This window comes from Pseudidiomarina salilacus (genome assembly GCF_047323925.1).
In the GTDB taxonomy this organism is placed as follows: domain Bacteria; phylum Pseudomonadota; class Gammaproteobacteria; order Enterobacterales; family Alteromonadaceae; genus Pseudidiomarina; species Pseudidiomarina salilacus.
The window spans coordinates 1620477-1641689 of record NZ_CP178751.1 but is presented as its reverse complement, the minus strand read 5'-3'; the positions used below and the strand labels follow the sequence as shown (position 1 = coordinate 1641689).

Sequence of the window (21213 nt, the reverse complement as noted above, 5' to 3'; positions counted from 1 at the left end):
CCACTTGAATCGTTTATCGCATCGTTTTTCGTAAAGAGAGGAGTGCTCATTTATGACGCAGCAGTATCCTATCGGGACACCTAGGAAGCCATGGAGCTCAGCGGAGAAAAAAGCGTGGCTGAGCGCGCAAAGTAAACAGCGCGACTACGGCAACGACGTGGTACGTCGCATCGACCATCTGCGTGAACTCTTTCAGGTCGAAACCTATGGCGAGCTTGCTTACGCCGAGCACACCTATCCATTATTTATTGTCCGCAGTCAGCCTTGGCGAGATGATTTGCCAACGGCATTGGTGACTGGCGGAGTGCATGGCTATGAGACCAGTGGGGTCCATGGTGCCTTGTATTTTTTAGAGACCGAAGCGGTGAATCACTTGGCGCGCTTCAATCTTATCGTCGCACCCTGCATCAGTCCTTGGGGTTACGAAACCATTAATCGGTGGAACCCTGATGCGATCGATCCAAATCGCTCCTTTGTCGCCAACAGTCCAGCTCAAGAATGTGCTTTGCTGATGAAGTATCTAGCAGCGCAGAATATTCAACCTGATGTGCACATCGACCTGCACGAGACCACGGACACCGACAATTCGGAATTCCGACCTGCTTTGGCAGCGCGGGATGGCACCACCAACGACAACTGGAATATTCCAGATGGTTTTTACTTGGTTGCCGACAGCCAGCGTAGCGAGCCAGAATTCCAGCGTGCGATTATCGAGCAGGTAAAACCGGTAACCCATATTGCACCTGCGGATGATCACGGCTGCCTGATTGGTGCGCCGATGGTGCAAGAGGGTGTCATTGAATACGATGCACGACCGCTAGGACTTTGTATGGGCATGACGCAGGCGCGTTTCGTGACCACCACCGAAGTTTATCCCGATAGCCCGAACACCAACCCAGTCGAATGTGTCGACGCGCAAGTTGCAGCGGTGCGCGGCGCACTCGATTTTGCTGGGACGCAGCGCTAAGTGAACGAGCAACTGACGCCTGCTTGTCGGGCGGTGCAGCAGTGGGTGGCAGAAGTTGTCGTGGGTCTCAATTTCTGCCCATTTGCCCACCGTGAAGTTGAAAAGCAATCGATTCGCTACCTTGAGAGTAACGCGCACAACATCGAGCAAGCGCTCACCGATTTAGTGCAAGCAATGCAAGAGTTGCTGCAGGATGACGCCACGGAAACGACTTTGCTCGTGCTGAGTAAGGGATTTACAGAGTTTGCCGATTATTTGGATTTACTCGACTATGTGGCACTCACGTTACGCGAGTTTCAGTTTGAAGGTACGTTACAGATCGCAAGCTTTCATCCGCACTATCAATTTGCAGATACTGCTGAAGACGATGTAAGTAATTACACCAATCGTGCGCCTTATCCAGTCCTACATATTTTGCGTGAAGCGAGTTTAGCCAAGGCGCTGGCACGTTATCCGCATCCTGAACAGATACCAGAGCGCAATATCAAAGTGGCTGAGCAGCAAGGCAAAGCGTATTTCGATACCCTACTGGCACGTCTGCACGCCGCATCAAGCGTCGCGCGGTAAGCCTTTTTCAACTGCGCGGGTGAGGCGTAGCACTTGTTTAGTCACACCTGCTGCACGGTCATGTTGGCGTTGTAATGCCCAATCTATATGCTCATCCACCATGGCATTAACTTTACCTCGTTGCGCTTCTAGCGCGCTTACGATCGCCGGATGGTAAGCTGCGTTGCCAAGCGCAACCGCAAGATTACGCTGCCAACAGGCAAATCCAATACGTCGAATCGGGGAGCCCTCAGTTTTTTGCAAAAAGGTGGCTTCGTCCCATTGCCAGAGTTCCAGTAACTCTGGCGCGTGCAGGTCTTTGCGTGGCGCAAAGTCGGCTTCGTCAGTCAGTTGCGCGTAGCGATTCCAGGGACAAATGAGTTGGCAATCGTCACAGCCATAAATGCGATTGCCCATCAACGGCCGAAATTCTTCCGGAATGGCGGATTTCAGTTCAATGGTTAAATAGGAAATACAACGCCGCGCATCCAAGCGATAGGGTTCAACGATAGCTTGCGTCGGACAAATGGTGATACAGGCTGTACAACTGCCACACTTTTCCGCCACCGGTTGATCGACAGGTAATGGCAAGTTGACTAACAATTCACCAAGGAAAAACCAAGAGCCACCTTGTTCATCAAGCACTAATGTGTGCTTACCGGTCCAACCGAGACCGGCTTTTACTGCCAATGGCCGCTCCATGATCGGTGCCGAATCAACAAATGGCCGATAATCAAGCTCGGCACAGGCAGCTTTGATGCGTTCACCCAGTTGTTTGAGGCGTTTGCGCATCAGCTTGTGATAATCGCGACCGAGCGCATAACGGCTGATGTAGCCAAGGCGTGGATTCTTGAGAGTGCGTGCAAAACCCGCCTCGGCAGGCAAGTAATTCATTCGTACCGATATCGCTCTGACACTGCCTTCGTGCAGTTGCTCTGGCCGCGAGCGCAGCTCCGCATGTCGCGCCATGTATTCCATTTCGCCATGCATACCTGCGTCAAGCCAACGCTGCAACGCGGCGCGTTCGGCGCTGAGGTCGAGATCAGTGATACCGACCTTCTGAAAGCCAAGTTCGTTACCCCAACGTTTAATATCTACTGCAAGTTGCTGGAAATCCATGCGTGACGGTTTATGCTTAAGTGAATCGGAATGCAGAGCACAAAATAACAAAAATCAGAAGGAGATGCACCGATGCAGATCAACATGCAGCATCTGGTCTTTCAGACCTCGCAAGTGCGCGAACGGGAATTAGAAGCTGCTGCGAGTCTATCTGTGAGTCCGGCACAACTCATGCAGCGGGCGGCGCAAAGCTGTCTCGCTGCTTTAGAGCGTCAGCAACCTGCACCAGCTCGGGTGATGATTTTATGTGGCCCAGGAAATAATGGTGGCGACGGTTGGGTACTAGCGCGCTTGGCAAGTGCTGCTGGCTATCGCGTGCAAGTCGTCGCAACCGAGCCAAAAACCGATTTGGCGAAGCAAGCTGCAGCAGCTTGGCGGCAGCAACAGGGCAGTATAGAACCACTCGACAAGCTTGACCGAACCCATCTTGCCGAACAAGACGTAATTGTCGACGCGTTATTAGGCACTGGCTTAAGTCGTGAGCTCGATGAACTGTATCAGCGTGTGGTCGAAACCTTGAACGATGCGAAGGACTTTCACAAGCTGTGGGTGCTCAGTATTGACTGTCCCACAGGACTGCAAAGCGATACTGGAGTGCCGATGCCGGTTGCCGTAGAAGCCGATTACACGGTCACTATGGTGGCGCTCAAACCCGGTCTACTGACCGGGCAAGCCGCACATTTTACTGGGCACTTAGAACTTGCCGAGTTAGGCATTGCACCTGCATTCCGTCAACTCGAAAAGCCAGTCGCCACGCTGATCGAGCAGGATGAGGTCATGCGCTTGCTGCCGCCACGCAGCCGCAGTAGTCACAAAGGCCAACATGGCCATGTTGTGATTGTCGGAGGCAACGTTGGCATGTCAGGAGCAGTGGTTTTGGCGGGGCGTGCGGCGTTGCGCGCTGGCTGCGGCAAGGTCTCAGTGCTCACCCATCCGCAGTCGCAACAAATCGTGGCGATGGCGCAACCCGAATTGATGGTACAGAGTACCGCAGCTGAAGACCAGCAAGCCATACAAGACTACCTAAAGCGTGCCGACTGTGTCGTGTTAGGACCAGGTCTTGGCGATGATAAATGGGGGCAACGACTCGCCCAAGCAGTGTTACTAAGTGGTATGCCAATGGTCGTTGATGCCGACGGATTAAACTTGTTGAGTCGCCATGATGAATGGTGGCCAGCGCATGAACATCTCTGGCTAACACCGCATCCTGGAGAAGCGGGTCGGTTACTCGGCATAACGACCGCAGAGGTGGAGCAGGACCGTTGGCAAGCAGTGCAAAAGCTCACTACGAAATCGCAGGCGCACGTTGTCCTCAAAGGTTCAGGTTCGCTCATTGCGCAAGCGCAAAGTGCTCGTATTCGTGTGTGTCGACGGGGAACACCGGCATTGGCAGTCGGTGGTTCGGGCGATGTGTTGAGCGGGATTGTCGGCAGTTTAGTGGCACAAAAATTACCAGCCGAAGCTATCTTGCCTTGTGCTGTTTGGTTGCATGCGGTGGCTGCTGAACACGCTGCAAAAGGCGGCGAACGTGGTACACTACCGAGTGATTTGTTGGAACCGTTGCGGAAATTAGTAAATCCATGACCGAACAGAGTTTAAGTTTAATCGACGAAGCTGCATTGCTAGATGTAGCCGCGCGATTAGCAGCAGTAGTGCAAAAAACGCCATCGACAAAACCATTAACTATTTACTTGGTAGGTGAATTAGGCGCGGGAAAAACCACTTTTAGCCGAGGTTTTATTCAGGCCTTCGGACATCAAGGAAAGGTAAAAAGCCCCACTTACACTTTGGTCGAAAGCTATGATTTGCCATTATGGCAGATACATCACTTTGATTTATATCGGCTGGCAGATCCTGAAGAGCTTGAATTTATGGGCATTCGCGATTACTTTGACAGTCAAACCATAATTCTGGCGGAGTGGCCGCAACGCGGTACGGGCGTGCTACCAGAGCCAGATATAAAAATCGTTATCGATTACGCTGACCAAGGGCGAGCGATGACATTAAGTGCGCTAACAACAAGAGGTCGAGAGTTACTCGATAAGCTCTAACATGCAACGCTTGTGGCTAGTTTTCATAACACTGTTAATAGTGGGCTTTGTTGTACCAACAGCAGAGGCAAACACTATTGAAAAAGTGCGCATGTCACCATCGCCAGACAACACTCTGGTAGTGTTCGATATGACCGAGCCACCGACCTACAGCTACTTCACTTTGAATCAGTCTCATCCCTACCGCTTAGTTATTGATTTTCAGCGTACGGGGCTCGATTTTGACCTCGATCAGCTGCAGTCAAAGTCGCTGATGGTGACGAAAGTTCGCACTAGTACACCGAAGTCGCCAGACAGCGTGCGCATCGTGCTGGAACTCGACAAAAAAGTAGATGCCAATTTTCAAGTGTTACCACCGCAGGGGACCTATGGTCACCGCTTAGTTGTGAATGTGCCCGGTGCTGCGATGGAGCGCGACAGCTCAGTGTTAAGTGCGGATGATTTACAAGAACGCAAAGTAACGGTTGCTATCGATGCCGGTCATGGCGGCGAAGATCCGGGTTCGATTGGTCCTAGCGGGACCTATGAAAAAGATGTGGTACTGCCCATTGCACGAGCGTTGGCCAAGATGATCAACGATGATCCAGCCATGCAAGCCTATTTGATTCGCAGTGATGATTATTATGTTGGCTTGAACGAACGGCCACGCAAAGCTGAGCGCATTAATGCCGATTTGTTTGTCTCTATCCATGCGGATGGCTTTCACACACCGCAACCGCGCGGTGCCTCAATTTGGGTGTTGTCGAACGGCCGCGCTAACAGTGAGATGGGTCGCTTGCTAGAGAACAAAGAGCGCTTATCTGATGTTTTAGGGGGTATTCCTGCCAGTGAAAGTGGCGATGCAATGCTCAACCAAACGTTGGTGTCAATGAGTATGGACATCAACATGGTCGGCGCGCACGAAGCAGCAACGGAAGTGATCAGTGAGTTAAAACGTATAACGCGGATGCATAAAGCGCAGCCGCAATCAGCTAGCCTGGCGGTGTTAACTTCGAGTGCGATGCCGTCAATGCTGGTTGAAACCGGATTTATCACTAACCCAGCAGAAGAGAAGCTGTTGCGTAGTAATCAGCATCAACAAAAACTTGCGCGGGCGGTGTATCAAGGTGTACGTAGTTACTTCTTACGACGCCCGCCAGATGGCACTATGTTTGCCAGTGCACGTGCAAGCCGACACGTGGTGAAATCCGGCGAATCACTGTCGATCTTGGCGCAGCGTTACAATACCTCAGTCGCCGCGATAAAAGAACGTAACAACTTACGCACTTCAGTCATTCGCGTGGGTCAAGTGCTCGACATTCCAGCGCCGAATTAGGATTTGCCATGCCAATTCAGTTATTGCCGATAAGCCTGGCCAACCAAATTGCTGCCGGTGAAGTTATTGAGCGTCCCTCATCGGTGGTAAAAGAACTGATCGAGAACAGTCTCGACTCCGGCGCGAATCAACTTTTTATCGATATCGAGAAGGGCGGTCGGCGACGGATTCGTATTCGCGATAATGGCTCCGGCATCGATAAAGATGAATTAGCACTCGCATTAGCGCGCCATGCGACGAGTAAAATCACCTCACTTGCGGATTTGGAAGCGATTCAAAGTCTAGGCTTTCGCGGCGAAGCGCTCGCCAGTATTAGTTCAGTTTCACGTTTGACGCTCACCTCCAAGCCAGCGCAGCAAACGCAGGCGTGGCAAGCTTGGGTCGAAGGGCGAGATATGCAAGCGCAGCTAACGCCAGCAAGTCATCCCAATGGCACCACTGTCGATGTTGAAGACTTATTCTTCAATACCCCAGCGCGCCGTAAATTTTTGCGCACTGATAAAACTGAATTTAGCCATATTGATGAAATGCTTAAGCGTATCGCCTTAAGTCGATTCGACGTCAAAATGGTAATTCAGCATAACCAGAAAGTGGTGCGTCAGTACCCCGCGGTAGCGCAAGAGCGTGCGCTCGAACGGATTGCAAAAGTGGTTGGCAGCAGTTTCTCGGACACTGCTGAAAGAGTGGATAGTGAACACTTTGGATTGCGTTTGTGGGGCTGGATGGCGCCGCCGGAAGCCTGTCGTCATCAAGGTGACGTGCAGTTTCTCTATGTGAACGGACGCATGATGCGTGATCGACTCCTCAATCACGCCATACGCCAAGCTTATGGGGACGAACTTGGTGATGACCGGTCGCCGACTTACGTGCTCTATCTCGAGTTACCGCCGGCAGAGGTCGACGTTAACGTGCATCCGGCCAAACATGAAGTGCGCTTTCATCATGCGCGACAAGTGCATGACTTTGTTCTGCAAAGTCTGCGTGGTGTTGCCCGTGGTGCGACGTCTAACGTCGCACCACATCAGTATCAAGCAGCATCGGCACAGCTGCAGCAGCAAGTCGCCGCCTTGCAACCACGTTACAATAACCCCTTACCTGGTGTCGCAGCTGCGCCATCGGCGCCTGTGGTAGAGCGCTCGGCAACGCCGCAAAGTGCGAGTATTTTAGCAGTGCTGCAACAGCGCTTTGCGCTACTAGAGCATGCTGGGCAATTAGTGTTGTTGCACTTACAAGAAGTAGAGCAAGCTTACTTAGTGCGGCAGTTGCAACGTCAGCATGAGACTGGCCTCAGCGGTCAACCCTTATTAATACCGGTGAAATTGACCGACAAAGAGCTCAGTCAGACCATGGTTGAGCTGCCTCTGGCACGGCTGGCGCAACTTGGCGTTGTGTATCGCAAAGTCGGCCGGCAAGTGGTAATTGAGCAGGTGCCGAGTGCACTGCGTCATTCTGATATCCAAACCAGCATGGCGACGCTCGTGAACTTCTTGACTGACGCGGCTGAGTTGCCGCCAGAGTTTTGGCAATGGCTTGCCCAGCAACAAGTGAGTACACACTACAGCAAAGTGCAGGCAGAACATTGGGCGGGTATTTGGCTAGAACAGTTGCAAGGCGCGAATAAGTTCGTTACGCGGTTGCAGTTACCTGAGTTACCGGAGCCAATTCGATGAACGAACCTCATGTGATTTGTTTATACGGTCCGACCGCTGCTGGCAAAACGGGTCTTGCGATCGCGTTGCGACAAGAGTTGCCAGTGGACATTATCTCGGTTGATTCGGCATTGATTTATCGCGGCATGGATATTGGCACCGCAAAGCCGACGGCGGAAGAGTTAGCCCAGGCACCGCATCGATTGATCGATATCTGCGATCCAGCCGAAAGCTATTCAGCTGCGCAATTTGCCACTGACGCGCGGCGCCACATTGACGATATCATCGCCGCTGGACGCATTCCATTACTGGTTGGCGGTACCATGCTGTACTTCAAGGCGTTGTTAGAAGGCATGTCAAAATTGCCTGAAGCTGATCCGCAGCTACGTCAGGAGTTGCAAACGCGATTGCAGCAAAAAGGCAATGACACGCTACATGCTGAACTGGCGCGCATTGATCCAGCAAGTGCGCAGCGGATACACCCCAATGATCCACAACGCCTGCTGCGTGCGCTCGAAGTGTATTATGTTAGCGGCCAAACCTTGACAGAGTTGATCCAAGAGCGCCACGGTGCACTGCCTTACCCAGTCGTGCAATTAGCTGTTGCACCGCAAGATCGTAAAGTCCTGCATGACCGTATTGCATTAAGATTTAGGCAAATGGTGGAACAAGGCTTGCTTACAGAGGTCGAAGCCTTACGCCAACGAGATGATTTGCACCTTGATTTACCGGCGCTGCGTTGTGTGGGCTATCGTCAAGCATGGCAATACCTCGATGGTGAGTTTGATCGTGCTACGTTTATCGATAGGGGCATTTTTGCCACTCGGCAACTGGCCAAACGCCAGCTTACGTGGCTTCGCAAGTGGCCTGGTGTGCAGTGGTTTGACAGCTTGGATCCACAGTTAACTGAGCATGCCTTAAGGTATTGTCGGCAAGTGCCGGAAAACTTTACACGATTCAAACCTTGAAAGCCGTCCATTAGGCCTTATAGTTAAGAAAGTAACGAAGCAAAATGAGAGCGCATTGCGTTCGGTTTGAGTCCGGGCAATGGCCAGCGTGAATCTGTTGGTAAATTGTGCCAGTTAGACTATAGTTGAGCGGACTGGCATCTGTGGTCTGTGGTAGGCTGCCGGACTCACAACAATAACAAGAAAAAGGATGCAAAAAATGGCAAAAGGGCAAACTTTACAAGACCCGTTTTTGAATGCATTGCGTCGGGAGCGCGTACCAGTTTCAATTTATTTGGTAAACGGTATCAAGCTGCAGGGTCAGATTGAGTCGTTTGACCAATTCGTGATTTTGCTTAAGAACACCGTTAGCCAAATGGTCTATAAACATGCGATTTCGACGGTTGTTCCAGCACGTATTCCGCAAAATTATTTGCCACAACAAGAGGCAGGTAGTGAAGAGGCGATTGACTAGCATTAACTTGTTTAAGGAGCAGTGATAGCTTGTTTGATAGGTTTGAAAGTGGTGAACAGGCTATCCTGGTGCACGTTGACTTCCCCGCCGAGGTTGATCGGGAAGACCTCTCTGAACTGAAACTTTTGGTCACTTCTGCAGGTGTCGAAACGCTTGCGGTAGTGACTGCTGCGCGTTCTACGCCGAGCTCGCGGTTTTTCGTCGGAAGTGGCAAAGCAGAAGAAATAGCTGACGCCGTCAAGCTGCATGGTGCGAACATTGTCATCTTTAATCACAGCTTGTCGCCGACACAAGAACGCAACCTCGAAAAATTGTGTCAATGCCGGGTGCTTGACCGCACGGGTTTGATCCTCGATATTTTTGCACAGCGCGCCCGTACCCACGAAGGTAAGCTGCAAGTTGAGCTGGCGCAGTTACGGCATATCTCGACCCGCTTGGTGCGAGGCTGGACCCACTTGGAGCGGCAAAAAGGTGGTATCGGTTTGCGTGGTCCGGGTGAAACTCAGCTAGAAACAGACCGACGTTTAATCCGTGGGCGAATTAAAAACATTCTTGGCCGCCTCGACAAAGTTCAGAAGCAGCGTCAACAAGGGCGCCGTGCAAGACAGCGCGCAGAAGTTCCCACCGTTTCGCTGGTTGGCTATACCAACGCCGGTAAGTCGACATTGTTTAATCGTGTCACCGAGTCAGAAGTGTATGCGGCCGATCAGCTGTTTGCGACACTCGACCCAACCCTGCGGAAGCTAGAGCTGCCAGACGTGGGTGCAGTTATTCTCGCGGATACCGTTGGTTTTATTCGGCATCTACCGCACGAATTGGTTGCAGCGTTCAAAGCCACCTTGCAAGAAACTCAAGACGCAGACTTGTTGTTACATGTGATTGACATCAGTGATGACCGCCAGAAAGAAAACGTCGAGCAAGTCGAAGCAGTGTTGGAAGAAATTGGCGCCGATGAAGTACCGCAATTATTAATTTGTAACAAAATCGATAAACTAGATGATGGTGTTGCACGTATAGATTATGACGACCAACAACGTCCGGTTCGGGTTTGGTTATCGGCCCAATCAGGTGCTGGTCTTGAGTTATTAAGACAGGCGTTGGTAGAACGCTTGCGCCCAGATATGGTTGATCTTTCATTACGAATTCCACCCTCAATGGGCAAACTGCGTGGTAAGCTGTATGCACTTAACAGTGTAACCGACGAAGCAGTCAACGACGATGGTGCGTTATCCTTACATGTTAGGATGTCGAGTGTCGATTGGCGACGCTTATGTAAACAAGTCGCCGATGAGTATGGCGATAGCTTGCAAGGCTTTGTAGAATAGACAGCAATTTGTCACACTAAGCATTATTAATTTATCCAAACTTGGAGTAGTCAATGGCCTGGAATCAACCGGGAAACGGCAACAATAACGACCGTGATCCATGGAAAAATCAAGGTGGCCGCGATCAGGGTCCCCCTGATCTCGATGAAGCTGTGCGCAATCTTATGCGCAAATTAGGTTTCGGCGGCTCTGGCAAAAAGGGCAATAACAACAGTGGCGGCAGTAGCGGCGGCGGCTTTTCGATGAAAGGTATCGGTATCATCGCCGTATTGCTGGTTGTAGTTTGGTTCATTGCCGGTTTTTACACGGTTAAAGAAGCCGAGCGTGGCGTGGTTTTGCGCTTCGGTAACTTCAGTACCTTGGTCGAGTCAGGCCTGCACTGGCGTCCGATTTTTATCGATACTGTCGAAACAGTTGACGTGAGCAACGTACAGCAGTTCCAGTCTGAAGGTTTTATGTTAACGCAAGACGAGAACGTCGTTCGCGTCGAGCTTGATGTGCAGTATCGCATCATCAATCCGCGTGATTATCTATACGCTGTTGAAAACGCTGATAGCAGTTTAGCGCAAGCAACCGACAGTGCGCTGCGTTATGTCGTGGGTCACACCACCATGGATGAAGTACTGACGGTGGGTCGTGAAAACGTCCGTGCTGACACGCTTGAGTTGTTAGAGAACATCATTGCGCCTTACCAGCTTGGTATTCAAGTGGTCGATGTCAACTTATTGCCAGCACGTCCACCAGAAGCGGTGAAAGACGCATTCGATGACGCGATCGCAGCACAGGAAGATGAGCAACGTTTCATTCGTGAAGCTGAAGCCTATGCGCGTGAACGTGAGCCAACGGCTCGTGGTCAAGTACGACGTATTTTGCAAGAAGCGCAAGCGTATCGCGAAGAGCAAATCTTGAAAGCGCAAGGTGAAGTGGCTCGCTTTAACGAGTTGCTACCACAATACCAAGCGGCACCGGGCGTGACGCGCGAGCGTTTGTACCTAGAAACACTCGAAGAAATCTACGCTAATACAGCGAAAGTGATGGTTGACGTTGAAGGCAGTAATAACATGATGTACTTGCCACTCGACAAGATTCTTGAGAATCAACGTCGTAGCAGCACTACGCAGCAAACTCCTGCGGAGCAAGATGCGAGTCGTTCAGCCGGTACGGCGACCGATTCATCATCACGGAATAATTCGTCCAATTCGAGTGGTCGCACGAGCGACCGTAACGGAGGCCGGGGGTAAATCATGAAAAATTTAATCGTTGTCTTAGTGATTATCGCTGCGCTTCTTGGTCTTTCTTCACTGTTCGTAGTGCAAGAAGGCGAGCGAGCAATCGTGATTCAATTTGGTAAGGTTCAGCGTAACGCTGATACTGGGATGCCAACTGTCTACGAGCCAGGGCTACATTTCAAATTGCCATTTATTGAGCAAGTTAAGCGTCTTGACGCGCGGATCAAAACCCTTGATGGTGATGCGGACCGCTTCGTTACCAGCGAGAAAAAAGACCTTATCGTTGATACTTATGTGAAATGGCGTATTTCTGACTTCGCCAACTACTATCTATCGACCAATGGTGGTAACCAAGCGCAAGCTGAAGGCCTGTTAACGCGTCGGGTCAATAGTGGCTTACGTGCGGAGTTTGGTAGCCGAACCATCAAAGAGATCGTTTCTGGCGAACGTGATGACCTGATGCGTCAAGCACTGATTAGAGGTGCTGATAGTGCACAGGAGCTCGGTATCGAAGTTCTTGACGTGCGCGTGAAGCAAATCAACCTGCCGACCGAAGTCAGCCAGTCGATTTTCCAACGGATGCGTGCAGAGCGTGAAGCGGTTGCTCGTGAGCACCGTTCAGAAGGTCGTGAGCAAGCTGAGTTCATTCGCGCTGACGTAGATGCACGTATCACCGTTATGCTCGCTGATGCTGAACGTCAGTCACGTGAAATTCGTGGTCAAGGTAATGCAGAGGCCGCTGGCATTTACGCCGATGCTTACCAAGCCGACCCGGAGTTCTTCGCGTTCTTACGTAGTATGCAGGCGTATCAACGTAGCTTCGAGAATGGCAATGATGTGCTAGTACTCGAACCCGACAGTGACTTCTTCAAATACTTGAAGAGTCAAACAACAAACTAAAGTAAAAGCCGGCACCCGCCGGCTTTTTTCTAATAAAGCAACTGCGTGGTTCGGGATTCGTCCGCTCCGCTGTTCGTCCGTGCTTCGCACTATTGGGGTTTGAACAACGAGCGAAGCGAGTGCACGAACAGAGAGGCGAAGCCGAACGTACGAATGACAAAATCCGTGGATTAAGGTATGGAATCTTACAAGCAGCATTACCGTCAGTTTCTGGCCCAGCATCCGGGCATCCTCCATTGCTCGCCGCATAGCCATTACTACTGGCCCGATGTCACCCGCGATGCCCAGCTTGCGTATTGGAGCGACAGCGCCGCTGGAGCTGACCACAAGTGGGATGTTATCTTCGGCGAACGCATTCCAAACGTGCAACGACTGTTAGCGGAGTTGCTGGACCACCCGCATCCAGAGCAATTTGTGTTTGCCGCCAATACCCATGAACTGCTGTATCGGATTATCAGCTGTTTTGCCCCAGACGAGCCGTTGCGGATTCTGACTACCGATGGCGAATTTCACAGTTTCAGCCGTCAAGTGCAGCGACTTGAAGAGCGCAGCAACGTGCAGGTGACACGCGTTGCTTGTGAACCCTTCGACACTTTTTCAATACGCTGGCAAGATGCGCTGCAGGCACATGAATTCGATCTCATCTTTACCAGTCAGGTGTTCTTTAACTCGGGTGTGCAAGCGCCAGCGCTAAGTGATTGGCTTGCGGCAGTCCCACAGCGCACTCAAGTCGTGGTCGATGGTTACCACGGTTGTGGTGCCATCCCAACCAGCTTGCAAAACGTTGCCGACCGTATTTTCTATATCGCCGGCAGTTATAAATATCTGCAAGCGGGTGAGGGCTGCTGTTTTATGGCAGTGCCGAAAAACTGCACATTACGACCCGAATATACCGGATGGTTTGCGGACTTTGCCAACCTTGCGAAGCCGCGCCAGGCGGCCGTGGGTTACGCCGACGATGGTTATCGCTTCGCGGGAGCAACCATGGATTACACCGCACTTTATCGATTGGAGGCGGTGTTGCTGTGGTGGCGGCGTATCGGTCTTACCGTCGACCACTTTCATAAGCGGGTCAAGAGCCTACAAAAAGCGTTTCTTGAGAGCTTGGATGAGGCGCAACATCCGTTGCTACATCGACAAGCACTCCTGCGCGACGAAAACCGCGACCATGGGCATTTTTTCACCTTTGTGTTGCCGTCGGCGGAGCAAACCGCAAGTGTTGCAGCTGCCTTACGCGAGCAGGGGGTCGAGACTGATTATCGCGGCAATCGTTTGCGCTTTGGCTTTGCGCTCTATCACGACATCGCTGACTATCAGCAATTGAAAAAAGCTTTACAAGCCATCTGATCGGGCTACCGAAGCAAGCTAATTCCTGTTAAAATCGCCGCCTGTTTTTTCAACAGTAACGCTGGTAGCAAAAATAATGGGTAAAAACGTCGTAATTCTCGGCACGCAGTGGGGTGACGAAGGCAAGGGTAAGATTGTTGATTTACTTACCAATAAAGCTTCGTTAGTGGTTCGTTATCAAGGCGGCCACAATGCTGGTCACACCCTGGTCATCGACGGTGAAAAAACCGTTCTCCACTTGATTCCTTCGGGCATTTTACGTGACAACGTAACCTGCGTTATCGGTAACGGCGTAGTCTTGTCGCCGGAAGCCTTGATGGAAGAAATTGCGATGCTTGAAGCACGTCACGTGCCGGTGCGCGAACGCTTGCTGATTAGCGAAGCTTGTCCACTTATTTTGCCTTACCACATTGCTCTCGACCAAGCGCGCGAAAAAGCACGTGGCAACAAAGCAATTGGTACCACGGGGCGTGGTATCGGTCCTGCTTACGAAGATAAAGTTGCGCGTCGCGGTTTACGCGTCGGTGATTTGTTCCACTTTGAGCGCTTCGAAGAGAAGTTACGCGAAGTGGTCGAATATCATAACTTCACCCTAACGCAATACTACAAAGTTGACGCCGTTGACGCGGATGAAGTCCTTGAGTATTGCCGTGAAGTAGCGCAGCAACTGCGCGGGATGATTGCAGATATCCCATCACTGCTTGATGAAGCCCGTAAAGAAGGCCAGAACATTATGTTCGAAGGCGCTCAAGGCACGTTACTCGATATCGACCACGGCACTTATCCCTATGTGACCTCGTCTAACACCACTGCGGGTGGCGTCGCCACAGGTGCTGGTTTCGGCCCACGCTACATCGACTATGTACTTGGTATCGTCAAAGCTTACACAACGCGTGTGGGTAGTGGTCCATTCCCAACGGAACTATCTTGTGACGTAGGTGAGCATTTGGGCGTAAAAGGTCACGAATTTGGTGCCACCACCGGACGTAAACGCCGCACGGGTTGGTTCGATGCAGTCGCCGCACGTCGCGCAGTCCAAATTAACTCAGTCAGTGGCTTTTGCTTGACTAAACTAGACGTCTTAGATGGTCTTGAAGAGTTGAAAATCTGTGTCGGTTACAAATTAGCAGACGGTACAGTGACTGAATATCCACCGATGGCAGCCGAAGATTATGATACGGTAGAGCCAGTCTACGAAAGTATGCCTGGGTGGAGCGAGAGTACTGTCGGCCTAACTGAACACAAAGATTTGCCGATTGCAGCGCTGGCTTACATCAAACGTATTGAAGCTTTAACAGGGGTTCCGGTGGACATTATTTCGACCGGTCCAGATCGCGCTGAGACCATTATTTTGCGCCATCCGTTCGCAAAATAACCAATCAGTTCACGAAACTTAAAAAAATTGGCATTAACTATTGCATCATCAAAATCGATACAATAGAATGCGCTCCACCTAACCGGGGTGCCGGCATAGCTCAGTTGGTAGAGCAACTGACTTGTAATCAGTAGGTCCCGAGTTCGACTCTTGGTGCCGGCACCATTTTAAAATCTGGTTTTGGAGGGGTTCCCGAGCGGTCAAAGGGATCAGACTGTAAATCTGACGGCTCAGCCTTCGCAGGTTCGAATCCTGCCCCCTCCACCACTTTTTAGCATTATCATGCGAATGCGGTGAGTCCAGAATGGTTTGAGGTGGCCCGATTCAAGGCATGCGGGTATCGTATAATGGCTATTACCTCAGCCTTCCAAGCTGATGATGTGGGTTCGATTCCCACTACCCGCTCCAATAATCTGTAAGTGCTGATATAGCTCAGTTGGTAGAGCGCACCCTTGGTAAGGGTGAGGTCGGCGGTTCAAATCCGCCTATCAGCACCATTTCACGGCCCCTCTTGCAGTTAAAACTTTCGGTTAAGTCATTGATAATTTGGTGTTGAACCACCGTATGTTGTCCAAAGAGAGGCTGTCATGTCAAAAGAAAAATTTGAACGTTCGAAACCGCACGTTAACGTAGGTACAATCGGCCACGTTGACCACGGTAAAACTACTCTGACTGCTGCGATCACTACCGTTTTGGCAAAAACCTACGGTGGTTCTGCGAAAGATTTCGCAATGATCGATAACGCACCAGAAGAAAAAGCACGTGGTATCACCATCTCAACTTCACACGTTGAGTATGACACTCCAGCACGTCACTACGCCCACGTTGACTGCCCAGGACACGCTGACTATGTGAAAAACATGATCACCGGTGCTGCGCAGATGGACGGCGCTATCTTGGTAGTAGCTGCAACTGACGGCCCAATGCCACAAACGCGTGAGCACATCTTGTTGTCACGTCAGGTAGGCGTACCATTCATCGTTGTCTTCATGAACAAATGTGACATGGTAGACGACGAAGAGTTGTTGGAATTGGTCGAGATGGAAGTACGTGAACTTCTTTCTGAGTACGACTTCCCAGGTGACGACTTGCCAGTGATTCAAGGTTCAGCGTTGAAAGCGTTGGAAGGCGAAGAGCAGTGGGAAGCGAAGATCCTTGAGTTGGCAGAAGCTTTGGATTCATACATCCCAGAGCCAGAGCGTGATATCGACAAGCCGTTCATCATGCCAATCGAAGACGTATTCTCGATCTCAGGTCGTGGTACTGTCGTAACAGGTCGTGTAGAGCGCGGTATCGTGCGCACTGGTGACGAAGTAGAAATCGTAGGTATCAAAGACACTACGAAGACTATCGTAACGGGTGTAGAGATGTTCCGTAAGTTGCTTGACGAAGGTCGTGCAGGCGAGAACATCGGCGCCTTGTTGCGTGGTACTAAGCGTGACGAGATCCAACGTGGTCAAGTATTGGCGAAGCCAGGTTCAATCACTCCGCATACTAAGTTCGAAGCTGAAGTATACGTATTGACCAAAGAAGAAGGTGGCCGTCACACGCCATTCTTTAAAGGCTATCGTCCACAGTTCTACTTCCGTACGACTGACGTAACTGGTGCAGTCCAGTTGCCAGAAGGCGTAGAGATGGTTATGCCAGGCGACAACTTGAAGTTTGTTGTTGACTTGATTCACCCAATCGCGATGGACGAAGGTTTACGCTTCGCAATCCGTGAAGGTGGCCGTACTGTAGGTGCTGGCGTTGTCTCTAAAATCGTAGAATAAGACGCTACGTAGCCCGTAGTTCTACTACGGGTCGAATTTGAAAGGGAGCCTCGGCTCCCTTTTTTCATGGACGTATGAAAAAGCGTGCTTCGTGCTTCGGGATTCGTGCGCTCACTGCGTTCGCTCTTCGTGGCTCTCCGAACAGCGCAGCGGACGAACAGCGCAGCGTACGAATAACGAAACACGCTCTTGTTTTCACAGGCTTGATCGGTATAATACAGCGTCCATTTTCCGTGAGAATACGGTAAATTGCAGGGGTGTAGTTCCAATTGGTAGAACAGCGGTCTCCAAAACCGACGGTTGGGGGTTCGAATCCCTCCACCCCTGCCAACAAATTCAAAAGCGTTGTTCGAGTTTCGTCCGCTGCGCTGTTCGTCCACTTCGTTGTTCGCGGTTCGAAAAGCGAACGTAGTGAGCGCACGAAGAGTGAGGCGAAGCCGAACGGGCGAATCACGAATAACGGGTTTTTTCAAATACAGGATTGAATAATGAGCGCTACTTCTGAAACGCAAAGCAGTTCTTTCGATAGCATTAAGTGGATCGTTGCTATCGCGCTATTAGCTGCCGCTGTGCTTGGCAATTATTACTACGGCGAAACCGTTTCTATCCTTTATCGCGCTATCGGCGTGGTATTGCTTGTGGCTTTTGCGGGTATCATCGCAGGTATGACTGGCAAAGGCCGTCGCTTCCGTAGCTTTGCCAAAGAAAGCCGTACCGAAGTGCGCCGCGTCGTGTGGCCAAGCCGCCAAGAAGCGACTCAGACGACCATCATCGTGGTTATTGCAACCGCCATCGTGTCATTGATTCTGTGGGGTATGGATGCCATTCTGGTACGTGTTGTTGGTTTCTTCACCGGACTGGAGTTTTAAGCAATGAGCGAAATTAAAAAGCGTTGGTACGTTGTCCAAGCCTTCTCAGGTTTCGAATCACGCGTTGCGCAGTCACTGCGTGAGCACATTAAAATGCACGGCATGGAAGACAAGTTTGGTGAAGTATTAGTACCAACTGAAGAAGTTGTCGAGATGCGTGCAGGTCAACGCCGTAAAAGCGAGCGTAAGTTCTTTCCTGGCTACGTGCTCGTCGAAATGGCGATGGACGATGAGTCTTGGCACTTAGTGAAAAGTATTCCGCGTGTACTAGGTTTTATCGGCGGCAAACAGGATCGCCCAACACCGATCACACAGCGCGAAGCCGATACCATTTTAAACCGTCTGCAAGAATCGGTTGATAAGCCGAAGCCGAAGACCTTGTTCGAACCAGGTGAAGTGGTACGTGTCAACGACGGTCCGTTTGCTGACTTTAATGGTACTGTTGAGAGCGTTGATTACGAGAAGAGCCGTTTAACGGTATCGGTATCGATTTTCGGTCGCGCAACTCCGGTCGAACTCGAATTCGCCCAAGTAGAAAAAGCCTAATCTCGGAATTCGATATTCGTACGCTTCGCTGTTCGTGCGTGCTTCGCACTGTTCGAATAGTGAGCGCAGCGAACGGACGAAAGACGAACAGCGAAGCGTACGAAAAGCGCTCGCATTGTATTGCAATTGGATGCGAATACAGCTATACTTCGCGTCCTTTTTTCCGTAGGGGAGCCGTTTGAGTAAGTCACCCCTTGGTTTTCAAAGCTGCCACGCAGCTGCGAAAATTGAAGGCTTACAAGGCGTTAGACCCAAACCAAGAGGTAGAAAACATGGCTAAGAAAGTCAATGCTATCATCAAGTTGCAAGTAGCAGCTGGTGCAGCTAACCCGTCACCACCAGTAGGTCCAGCATTGGGTCAACACGGTGTGAACATCATGGAATTCTGTAAAGCGTTTAACGCGGCAACTGACCAGCTTGAAAAAGGCGCGCCAGTTCCAGTTGAAATTACAGTTTTCGAAGACCGTTCTTTCACGTTTATCACTAAGACTCCTCCAGCTGCGTTCTTGTTGAAGAAAGCTGCAGGTATCAAGAGTGGTTCAGGTCGTCCAAATACTGAGAAAGTGGGTACAGTTACTCGTGCTCAGTTGGAAGAAATTGCCAAGGTTAAAGAGCCAGACTTAACAGCGGCTGACCTTGATGCAGCTGTACGTACTATCGCCGGTTCTGCTCGTGCGATGGGCCTGAATGTGGAGGGTCTGTAAGATGGCTAAATTAAGCAAACGCGCTCGCCTGATCAAAGAGAAAGTTGAAGCTCGTGATTATGAAATCAACGAAGCAATCACTCTGTTGAAAGAATTGGCAACTGCAAAATTCAAAGAAAGTGTTGATGTTTCAGTGAACCTTGGCATCGACGCTCGTAAATCAGACCAAAACGTTCGTGGCGCAACTGTGTTGCCAAACGGTACCGGTCGTGACGTTCGCGTAGCAGTATTTACTAGCGGCGCAAACGCAGACAAAGCTAAAGAAGCTGGTGCTGACCTGGTCGGTATGGAAGACCTCGCAGAGCAAGTTAAGAAAGGCGAAATGAACTTTGACGTTGTTATCGCTTCTCCTGATGCAATGCGCGTGGTCGGTCAGTTGGGTCAAATCTTAGGTCCACGCGGCCTAATGCCAAACCCAAAAACTGGCACCGTAACGCCTGACGTAGCAACTGCGGTACAAAACGCAAAAGCTGGTCAGATCCGTTATCGTAACGATAAAGCGGGTATCATCCACGCGACTATCGGTAAAGTTGATTTCGATAACGACAAGTTGCAAGAAAACTTGGAAGCGTTATTGGCTGCACTGAAGAAAGCGAAGCCTTCCTCAGCAAAAGGTCAGTTCATCAAGAAAGTGAGTTTATCAACCACTATGGGCGCTGGCGTAGCCATCGACCAAGGTTCATTGGTAAACGCTAAATAAGGTTTTGTGGGTTGGAGTCGCCACTTCGTGTAATAGCTTAGTGAATGTGGCTCCCGTCCAAGACCGCAGGTGTCTCGCGGTGATTTCTGAGAAGAAATGATTAGCGACACTTAATTTCCTGCGCAGATGGTGTAATCCGGCTCAGACTCTCTGGGTAAGAGATTCACCGTGACAACGTGGTAGATGCTTTCTTGGTCTACCTATGTGTAACGATAGTCCGAGGTTCTGCCGAAGACTAAAAAAAGAGGTGATATCAGTGGCACTAGGTTTAGCAGCAAAAAAAGCAATCGTTAAAGAAGTTAACGAAGTTGCTTCAAACGCTCTATCCGTCGCTGTTGCTGAGTATCGTGGTATGGAAGTAGCGCACATGACCGCGCTGCGTCGTAAAGCTCGTGAGCAAGGTGTTTATCTGAAGGTAATTCGGAATACGCTGGCAAAACGTGCTTTCGAAGGTACGCAGTTCGAAGACATGGACGCTGTGCTGAAAGGTCCACTTGTTTACGGCTTTTCTTTGGACGCACCGGGCGCTTCAGCTCGTTTGTTCAAAGACTTCGCTAAAGAGAACAAGCACCTTAAAGTAACTGCCTTACACATCGGTAACGGTGTAATGGGTGCAGACAAGCTTGATGCAGTTGCATCACTTCCGACCCGTGACGAAGCATTGGCGAAATTGCTGGCCACCTTCAAGGCACCTGTTAGTAAGTTCGTTCGTACAGTTAACGAAGTACCTACTAAGTTTGTGCGTGTGTTGGCGGCAATTAAAGACGCTAAATAGAAGCGGTTTTTTTAACCAATTTTTTGTAATTTTTAACCCAGGAGTTTAGAGTTATGGCTCTTACTAAAGAAGATATCTTGAATGCAATCGCTGAAATGCCAGTTATGGAACTGGTTGAGCTGATTGAAGCTGCAGAAGAAAAATTCGGTGTTGACGCATCTGCTGCTGTTGCAGTAGCTGCTGGTCCAGCTGCCGCTGCTGAAGCTGCAGAAGAGAAAACTGAATTCGACGTAATCTTGAAATCAGCTGGCGCAAACAAAGTTGGCGCGATCAAAGCAGTTCGCGCAGCAACTGGTCTTGGCCTGAAAGAAGCGAAAGCTATGGTTGAGTCTGCACCTGTTGCCGTTAAAGAAGGCATCAGCAAAGACGACGCTGAAGAACTGAAAAAGCAGCTTGAAGAAGCTGGTGCAGAAGTTGAAGTTAAATAATCAACGACTGACACAAAAACTGGCCGCATAGGCCTAGGCCTGGTGACTTTTTGAGTCACCAGGCTTTTTGCGCTGTTAAGCATGTATCATTTTTGCCCGTTTATGGGGTGCATGCTCGCGGTGACAAAAACGGGAACGACAAGTTTTAACAGGCTTGTTTTTAACCATTGACTC

General features: G+C 50.5%; 20 protein-coding genes, 5 tRNA genes and 1 pseudogene. 25 read left to right on the top strand and 1 reads right to left on the bottom strand.

The features are described 5' to 3' along the window. Positions 1 to 52: 52 nt before the first annotated feature. Together ACJ8W9_RS07815 and ACJ8W9_RS07810 are read left to right on the top strand one after the other, a co-directional pair. Complete coding sequence (locus ACJ8W9_RS07815; RefSeq protein ID WP_411360792.1) at positions 53 to 967, top strand: M14 family metallocarboxypeptidase; 915 nt, start codon at positions 53 to 55, stop codon at positions 965 to 967. Further along, the gene (locus ACJ8W9_RS07810; protein WP_411360791.1) at positions 968 to 1534 is read left to right on the top strand and encodes a DUF1415 domain-containing protein; all 567 of its coding nucleotides are present in this window, start codon (positions 968 to 970) and stop codon (positions 1532 to 1534) included. It abuts the gene before it with no gap. Here ACJ8W9_RS07810 and queG read toward each other — a convergent pair. Continuing rightward, positions 1517 to 2632, bottom strand: a complete 1116-nt coding sequence (queG, locus tag ACJ8W9_RS07805) for a tRNA epoxyqueuosine(34) reductase QueG (protein WP_411360790.1) — start codon at positions 2630 to 2632, stop codon at positions 1517 to 1519. The two genes, ACJ8W9_RS07810 and queG, sit on opposite strands and share 18 nt — an antisense overlap. 72 nt (positions 2633 to 2704) lie before the next feature. On the opposite strand from queG, the gene ACJ8W9_RS07800 reads away from it, so the two are divergent. The 23 genes and pseudogenes from ACJ8W9_RS07800 (at position 2705) to rplL (ending at position 21039) form a co-directional block, all read left to right on the top strand. Further along, positions 2705 to 4216: an NAD(P)H-hydrate dehydratase gene (locus ACJ8W9_RS07800; protein WP_411360789.1), complete on the top strand. Its 1512-nt coding sequence runs from the start codon at positions 2705 to 2707 to the stop codon at positions 4214 to 4216. After that, positions 4213 to 4683, top strand: a complete 471-nt coding sequence (tsaE, locus tag ACJ8W9_RS07795) for a tRNA (adenosine(37)-N6)-threonylcarbamoyltransferase complex ATPase subunit type 1 TsaE (protein WP_411360788.1) — start codon at positions 4213 to 4215, stop codon at positions 4681 to 4683. The genes ACJ8W9_RS07800 and tsaE overlap by 4 nt, the downstream gene beginning before the upstream one ends. A 91-nt stretch (positions 4684 to 4774) precedes the next feature. Then, positions 4775 to 5998 (top strand): N-acetylmuramoyl-L-alanine amidase, encoded by a 1224-nt coding sequence (locus tag ACJ8W9_RS07790; RefSeq protein WP_411360014.1) that lies wholly within the window; start codon positions 4775 to 4777, stop codon positions 5996 to 5998. An 8-nt stretch (positions 5999 to 6006) separates the two neighbouring features. Further along, a pseudogene (gene mutL, locus ACJ8W9_RS07785) lies at positions 6007 to 7530 on the top strand (DNA mismatch repair endonuclease MutL); the annotation flags it as partial. Between the two features lie 134 nt (positions 7531 to 7664). Beyond that, the gene (miaA, locus tag ACJ8W9_RS07780; RefSeq protein ID WP_411360015.1) at positions 7665 to 8615 is read left to right on the top strand and encodes a tRNA (adenosine(37)-N6)-dimethylallyltransferase MiaA; all 951 of its coding nucleotides are present in this window, start codon (positions 7665 to 7667) and stop codon (positions 8613 to 8615) included. Positions 8616 to 8814: 199 nt separating this feature from the next. Next, complete coding sequence (hfq, locus tag ACJ8W9_RS07775) at positions 8815 to 9069, top strand: RNA chaperone Hfq (protein WP_034733993.1); 255 nt, start codon at positions 8815 to 8817, stop codon at positions 9067 to 9069. A 29-nt stretch (positions 9070 to 9098) separates the two neighbouring features. Then, positions 9099 to 10394, top strand: coding sequence for a ribosome rescue GTPase HflX (hflX, locus tag ACJ8W9_RS07770; RefSeq protein WP_411360018.1), 1296 nt, complete (start codon positions 9099 to 9101; stop codon positions 10392 to 10394). A 53-nt stretch (positions 10395 to 10447) separates the two neighbouring features. Continuing rightward, the gene (gene hflK / locus ACJ8W9_RS07765; RefSeq protein ID WP_411360020.1) at positions 10448 to 11635 is read left to right on the top strand and encodes an FtsH protease activity modulator HflK; all 1188 of its coding nucleotides are present in this window, start codon (positions 10448 to 10450) and stop codon (positions 11633 to 11635) included. 3 nt (positions 11636 to 11638) lie between these two features. Beyond that, entirely contained in the window at positions 11639 to 12523 is an 885-nt protein-coding gene (hflC, locus tag ACJ8W9_RS07760; RefSeq protein WP_411360022.1) for a protease modulator HflC, read from the top strand. Between the two features lie 177 nt (positions 12524 to 12700). Continuing rightward, complete coding sequence (locus ACJ8W9_RS07755; RefSeq protein ID WP_411360024.1) at positions 12701 to 13870, top strand: aminotransferase class V-fold PLP-dependent enzyme; 1170 nt, start codon at positions 12701 to 12703, stop codon at positions 13868 to 13870. 76 nt (positions 13871 to 13946) lie between these two features. Beyond that, positions 13947 to 15245, top strand: coding sequence for an adenylosuccinate synthase (locus ACJ8W9_RS07750; protein ID WP_411360025.1), 1299 nt, complete (start codon positions 13947 to 13949; stop codon positions 15243 to 15245). A gap of 89 nt (positions 15246 to 15334) precedes the next feature. Further along, a tRNA-Thr gene (locus ACJ8W9_RS07745) sits at positions 15335 to 15410 on the top strand. Between the two features lie 17 nt (positions 15411 to 15427). Next, positions 15428 to 15512 (top strand) — tRNA-Tyr (locus ACJ8W9_RS07740). A gap of 66 nt (positions 15513 to 15578) precedes the next feature. Further along, positions 15579 to 15653, top strand: a tRNA-Gly gene (locus tag ACJ8W9_RS07735). 13 nt (positions 15654 to 15666) lie between these two features. Beyond that, positions 15667 to 15742 (top strand) — tRNA-Thr (locus ACJ8W9_RS07730). Positions 15743 to 15832: 90 nt separating this feature from the next. After that, positions 15833 to 17017, top strand: coding sequence for an elongation factor Tu (gene tuf / locus ACJ8W9_RS07725; RefSeq protein ID WP_411360787.1), 1185 nt, complete (start codon positions 15833 to 15835; stop codon positions 17015 to 17017). Between the two features lie 253 nt (positions 17018 to 17270). Continuing rightward, positions 17271 to 17347: transfer RNA gene (locus tag ACJ8W9_RS07720), tRNA-Trp, on the top strand. Between the two features lie 158 nt (positions 17348 to 17505). Next, the gene (gene secE, locus ACJ8W9_RS07715) at positions 17506 to 17886 is read left to right on the top strand and encodes a preprotein translocase subunit SecE (RefSeq protein WP_411360540.1); all 381 of its coding nucleotides are present in this window, start codon (positions 17506 to 17508) and stop codon (positions 17884 to 17886) included. A gap of 3 nt (positions 17887 to 17889) precedes the next feature. Then, positions 17890 to 18432 carry a transcription termination/antitermination protein NusG gene (gene nusG, locus ACJ8W9_RS07710; RefSeq protein ID WP_034734307.1) on the top strand — a complete coding sequence of 181 codons (543 nt, stop codon included), beginning with the start codon at positions 17890 to 17892 and terminating at the stop codon, positions 18430 to 18432. Positions 18433 to 18704: 272 nt separating this feature from the next. Further along, positions 18705 to 19136 (top strand): 50S ribosomal protein L11, encoded by a 432-nt coding sequence (rplK, locus tag ACJ8W9_RS07705; protein WP_034734306.1) that lies wholly within the window; start codon positions 18705 to 18707, stop codon positions 19134 to 19136. Between the two features lies 1 nt (position 19137). Then, positions 19138 to 19836 (top strand): 50S ribosomal protein L1, encoded by a 699-nt coding sequence (rplA, locus tag ACJ8W9_RS07700; protein WP_411360538.1) that lies wholly within the window; start codon positions 19138 to 19140, stop codon positions 19834 to 19836. A 256-nt stretch (positions 19837 to 20092) separates the two neighbouring features. Beyond that, on the top strand, positions 20093 to 20611 hold the full coding sequence (rplJ, locus tag ACJ8W9_RS07695; RefSeq protein WP_034734303.1) for a 50S ribosomal protein L10: 519 nt from the start codon (positions 20093 to 20095) through the stop codon (positions 20609 to 20611). A 53-nt stretch (positions 20612 to 20664) separates the two neighbouring features. Next, entirely contained in the window at positions 20665 to 21039 is a 375-nt protein-coding gene (rplL, locus tag ACJ8W9_RS07690) for a 50S ribosomal protein L7/L12 (protein ID WP_034734300.1), read from the top strand. Positions 21040 to 21213: the final 174 nt, after the last annotated feature.

Coding starts and splice junctions, on each gene's coding strand:
- rplL (WP_034734300.1), top strand. CDS start 20,665: ATGGCTCTTACTAAAGAAGATATCTTGAATGCAATCGCTGAAATGCCA.
- ACJ8W9_RS07790 (WP_411360014.1), top strand. CDS start 4,775: ATGTCACCATCGCCAGACAACACTCTGGTAGTGTTCGATATGACCGAG.
- tuf (WP_411360787.1), top strand. CDS start 15,833: ATGTCAAAAGAAAAATTTGAACGTTCGAAACCGCACGTTAACGTAGGT.
- ACJ8W9_RS07800 (WP_411360789.1), top strand. CDS start 2,705: ATGCAGATCAACATGCAGCATCTGGTCTTTCAGACCTCGCAAGTGCGC.
- tsaE (WP_411360788.1), top strand. CDS start 4,213: ATGACCGAACAGAGTTTAAGTTTAATCGACGAAGCTGCATTGCTAGAT.
- ACJ8W9_RS07750 (WP_411360025.1), top strand. CDS start 13,947: ATGGGTAAAAACGTCGTAATTCTCGGCACGCAGTGGGGTGACGAAGGC.
- hflC (WP_411360022.1), top strand. CDS start 11,639: ATGAAAAATTTAATCGTTGTCTTAGTGATTATCGCTGCGCTTCTTGGT.
- secE (WP_411360540.1), top strand. CDS start 17,506: ATGAGCGCTACTTCTGAAACGCAAAGCAGTTCTTTCGATAGCATTAAG.
- queG (WP_411360790.1), bottom strand. CDS start 2,632: ATGGATTTCCAGCAACTTGCAGTAGATATTAAACGTTGGGGTAACGAA.
- hflK (WP_411360020.1), top strand. CDS start 10,448: ATGGCCTGGAATCAACCGGGAAACGGCAACAATAACGACCGTGATCCA.
- nusG (WP_034734307.1), top strand. CDS start 17,890: ATGAGCGAAATTAAAAAGCGTTGGTACGTTGTCCAAGCCTTCTCAGGT.
- miaA (WP_411360015.1), top strand. CDS start 7,665: ATGAACGAACCTCATGTGATTTGTTTATACGGTCCGACCGCTGCTGGC.
- rplA (WP_411360538.1), top strand. CDS start 19,138: ATGGCTAAATTAAGCAAACGCGCTCGCCTGATCAAAGAGAAAGTTGAA.
- ACJ8W9_RS07755 (WP_411360024.1), top strand. CDS start 12,701: ATGGAATCTTACAAGCAGCATTACCGTCAGTTTCTGGCCCAGCATCCG.
- hfq (WP_034733993.1), top strand. CDS start 8,815: ATGGCAAAAGGGCAAACTTTACAAGACCCGTTTTTGAATGCATTGCGT.
- rplK (WP_034734306.1), top strand. CDS start 18,705: ATGGCTAAGAAAGTCAATGCTATCATCAAGTTGCAAGTAGCAGCTGGT.
- ACJ8W9_RS07815 (WP_411360792.1), top strand. CDS start 53: ATGACGCAGCAGTATCCTATCGGGACACCTAGGAAGCCATGGAGCTCA.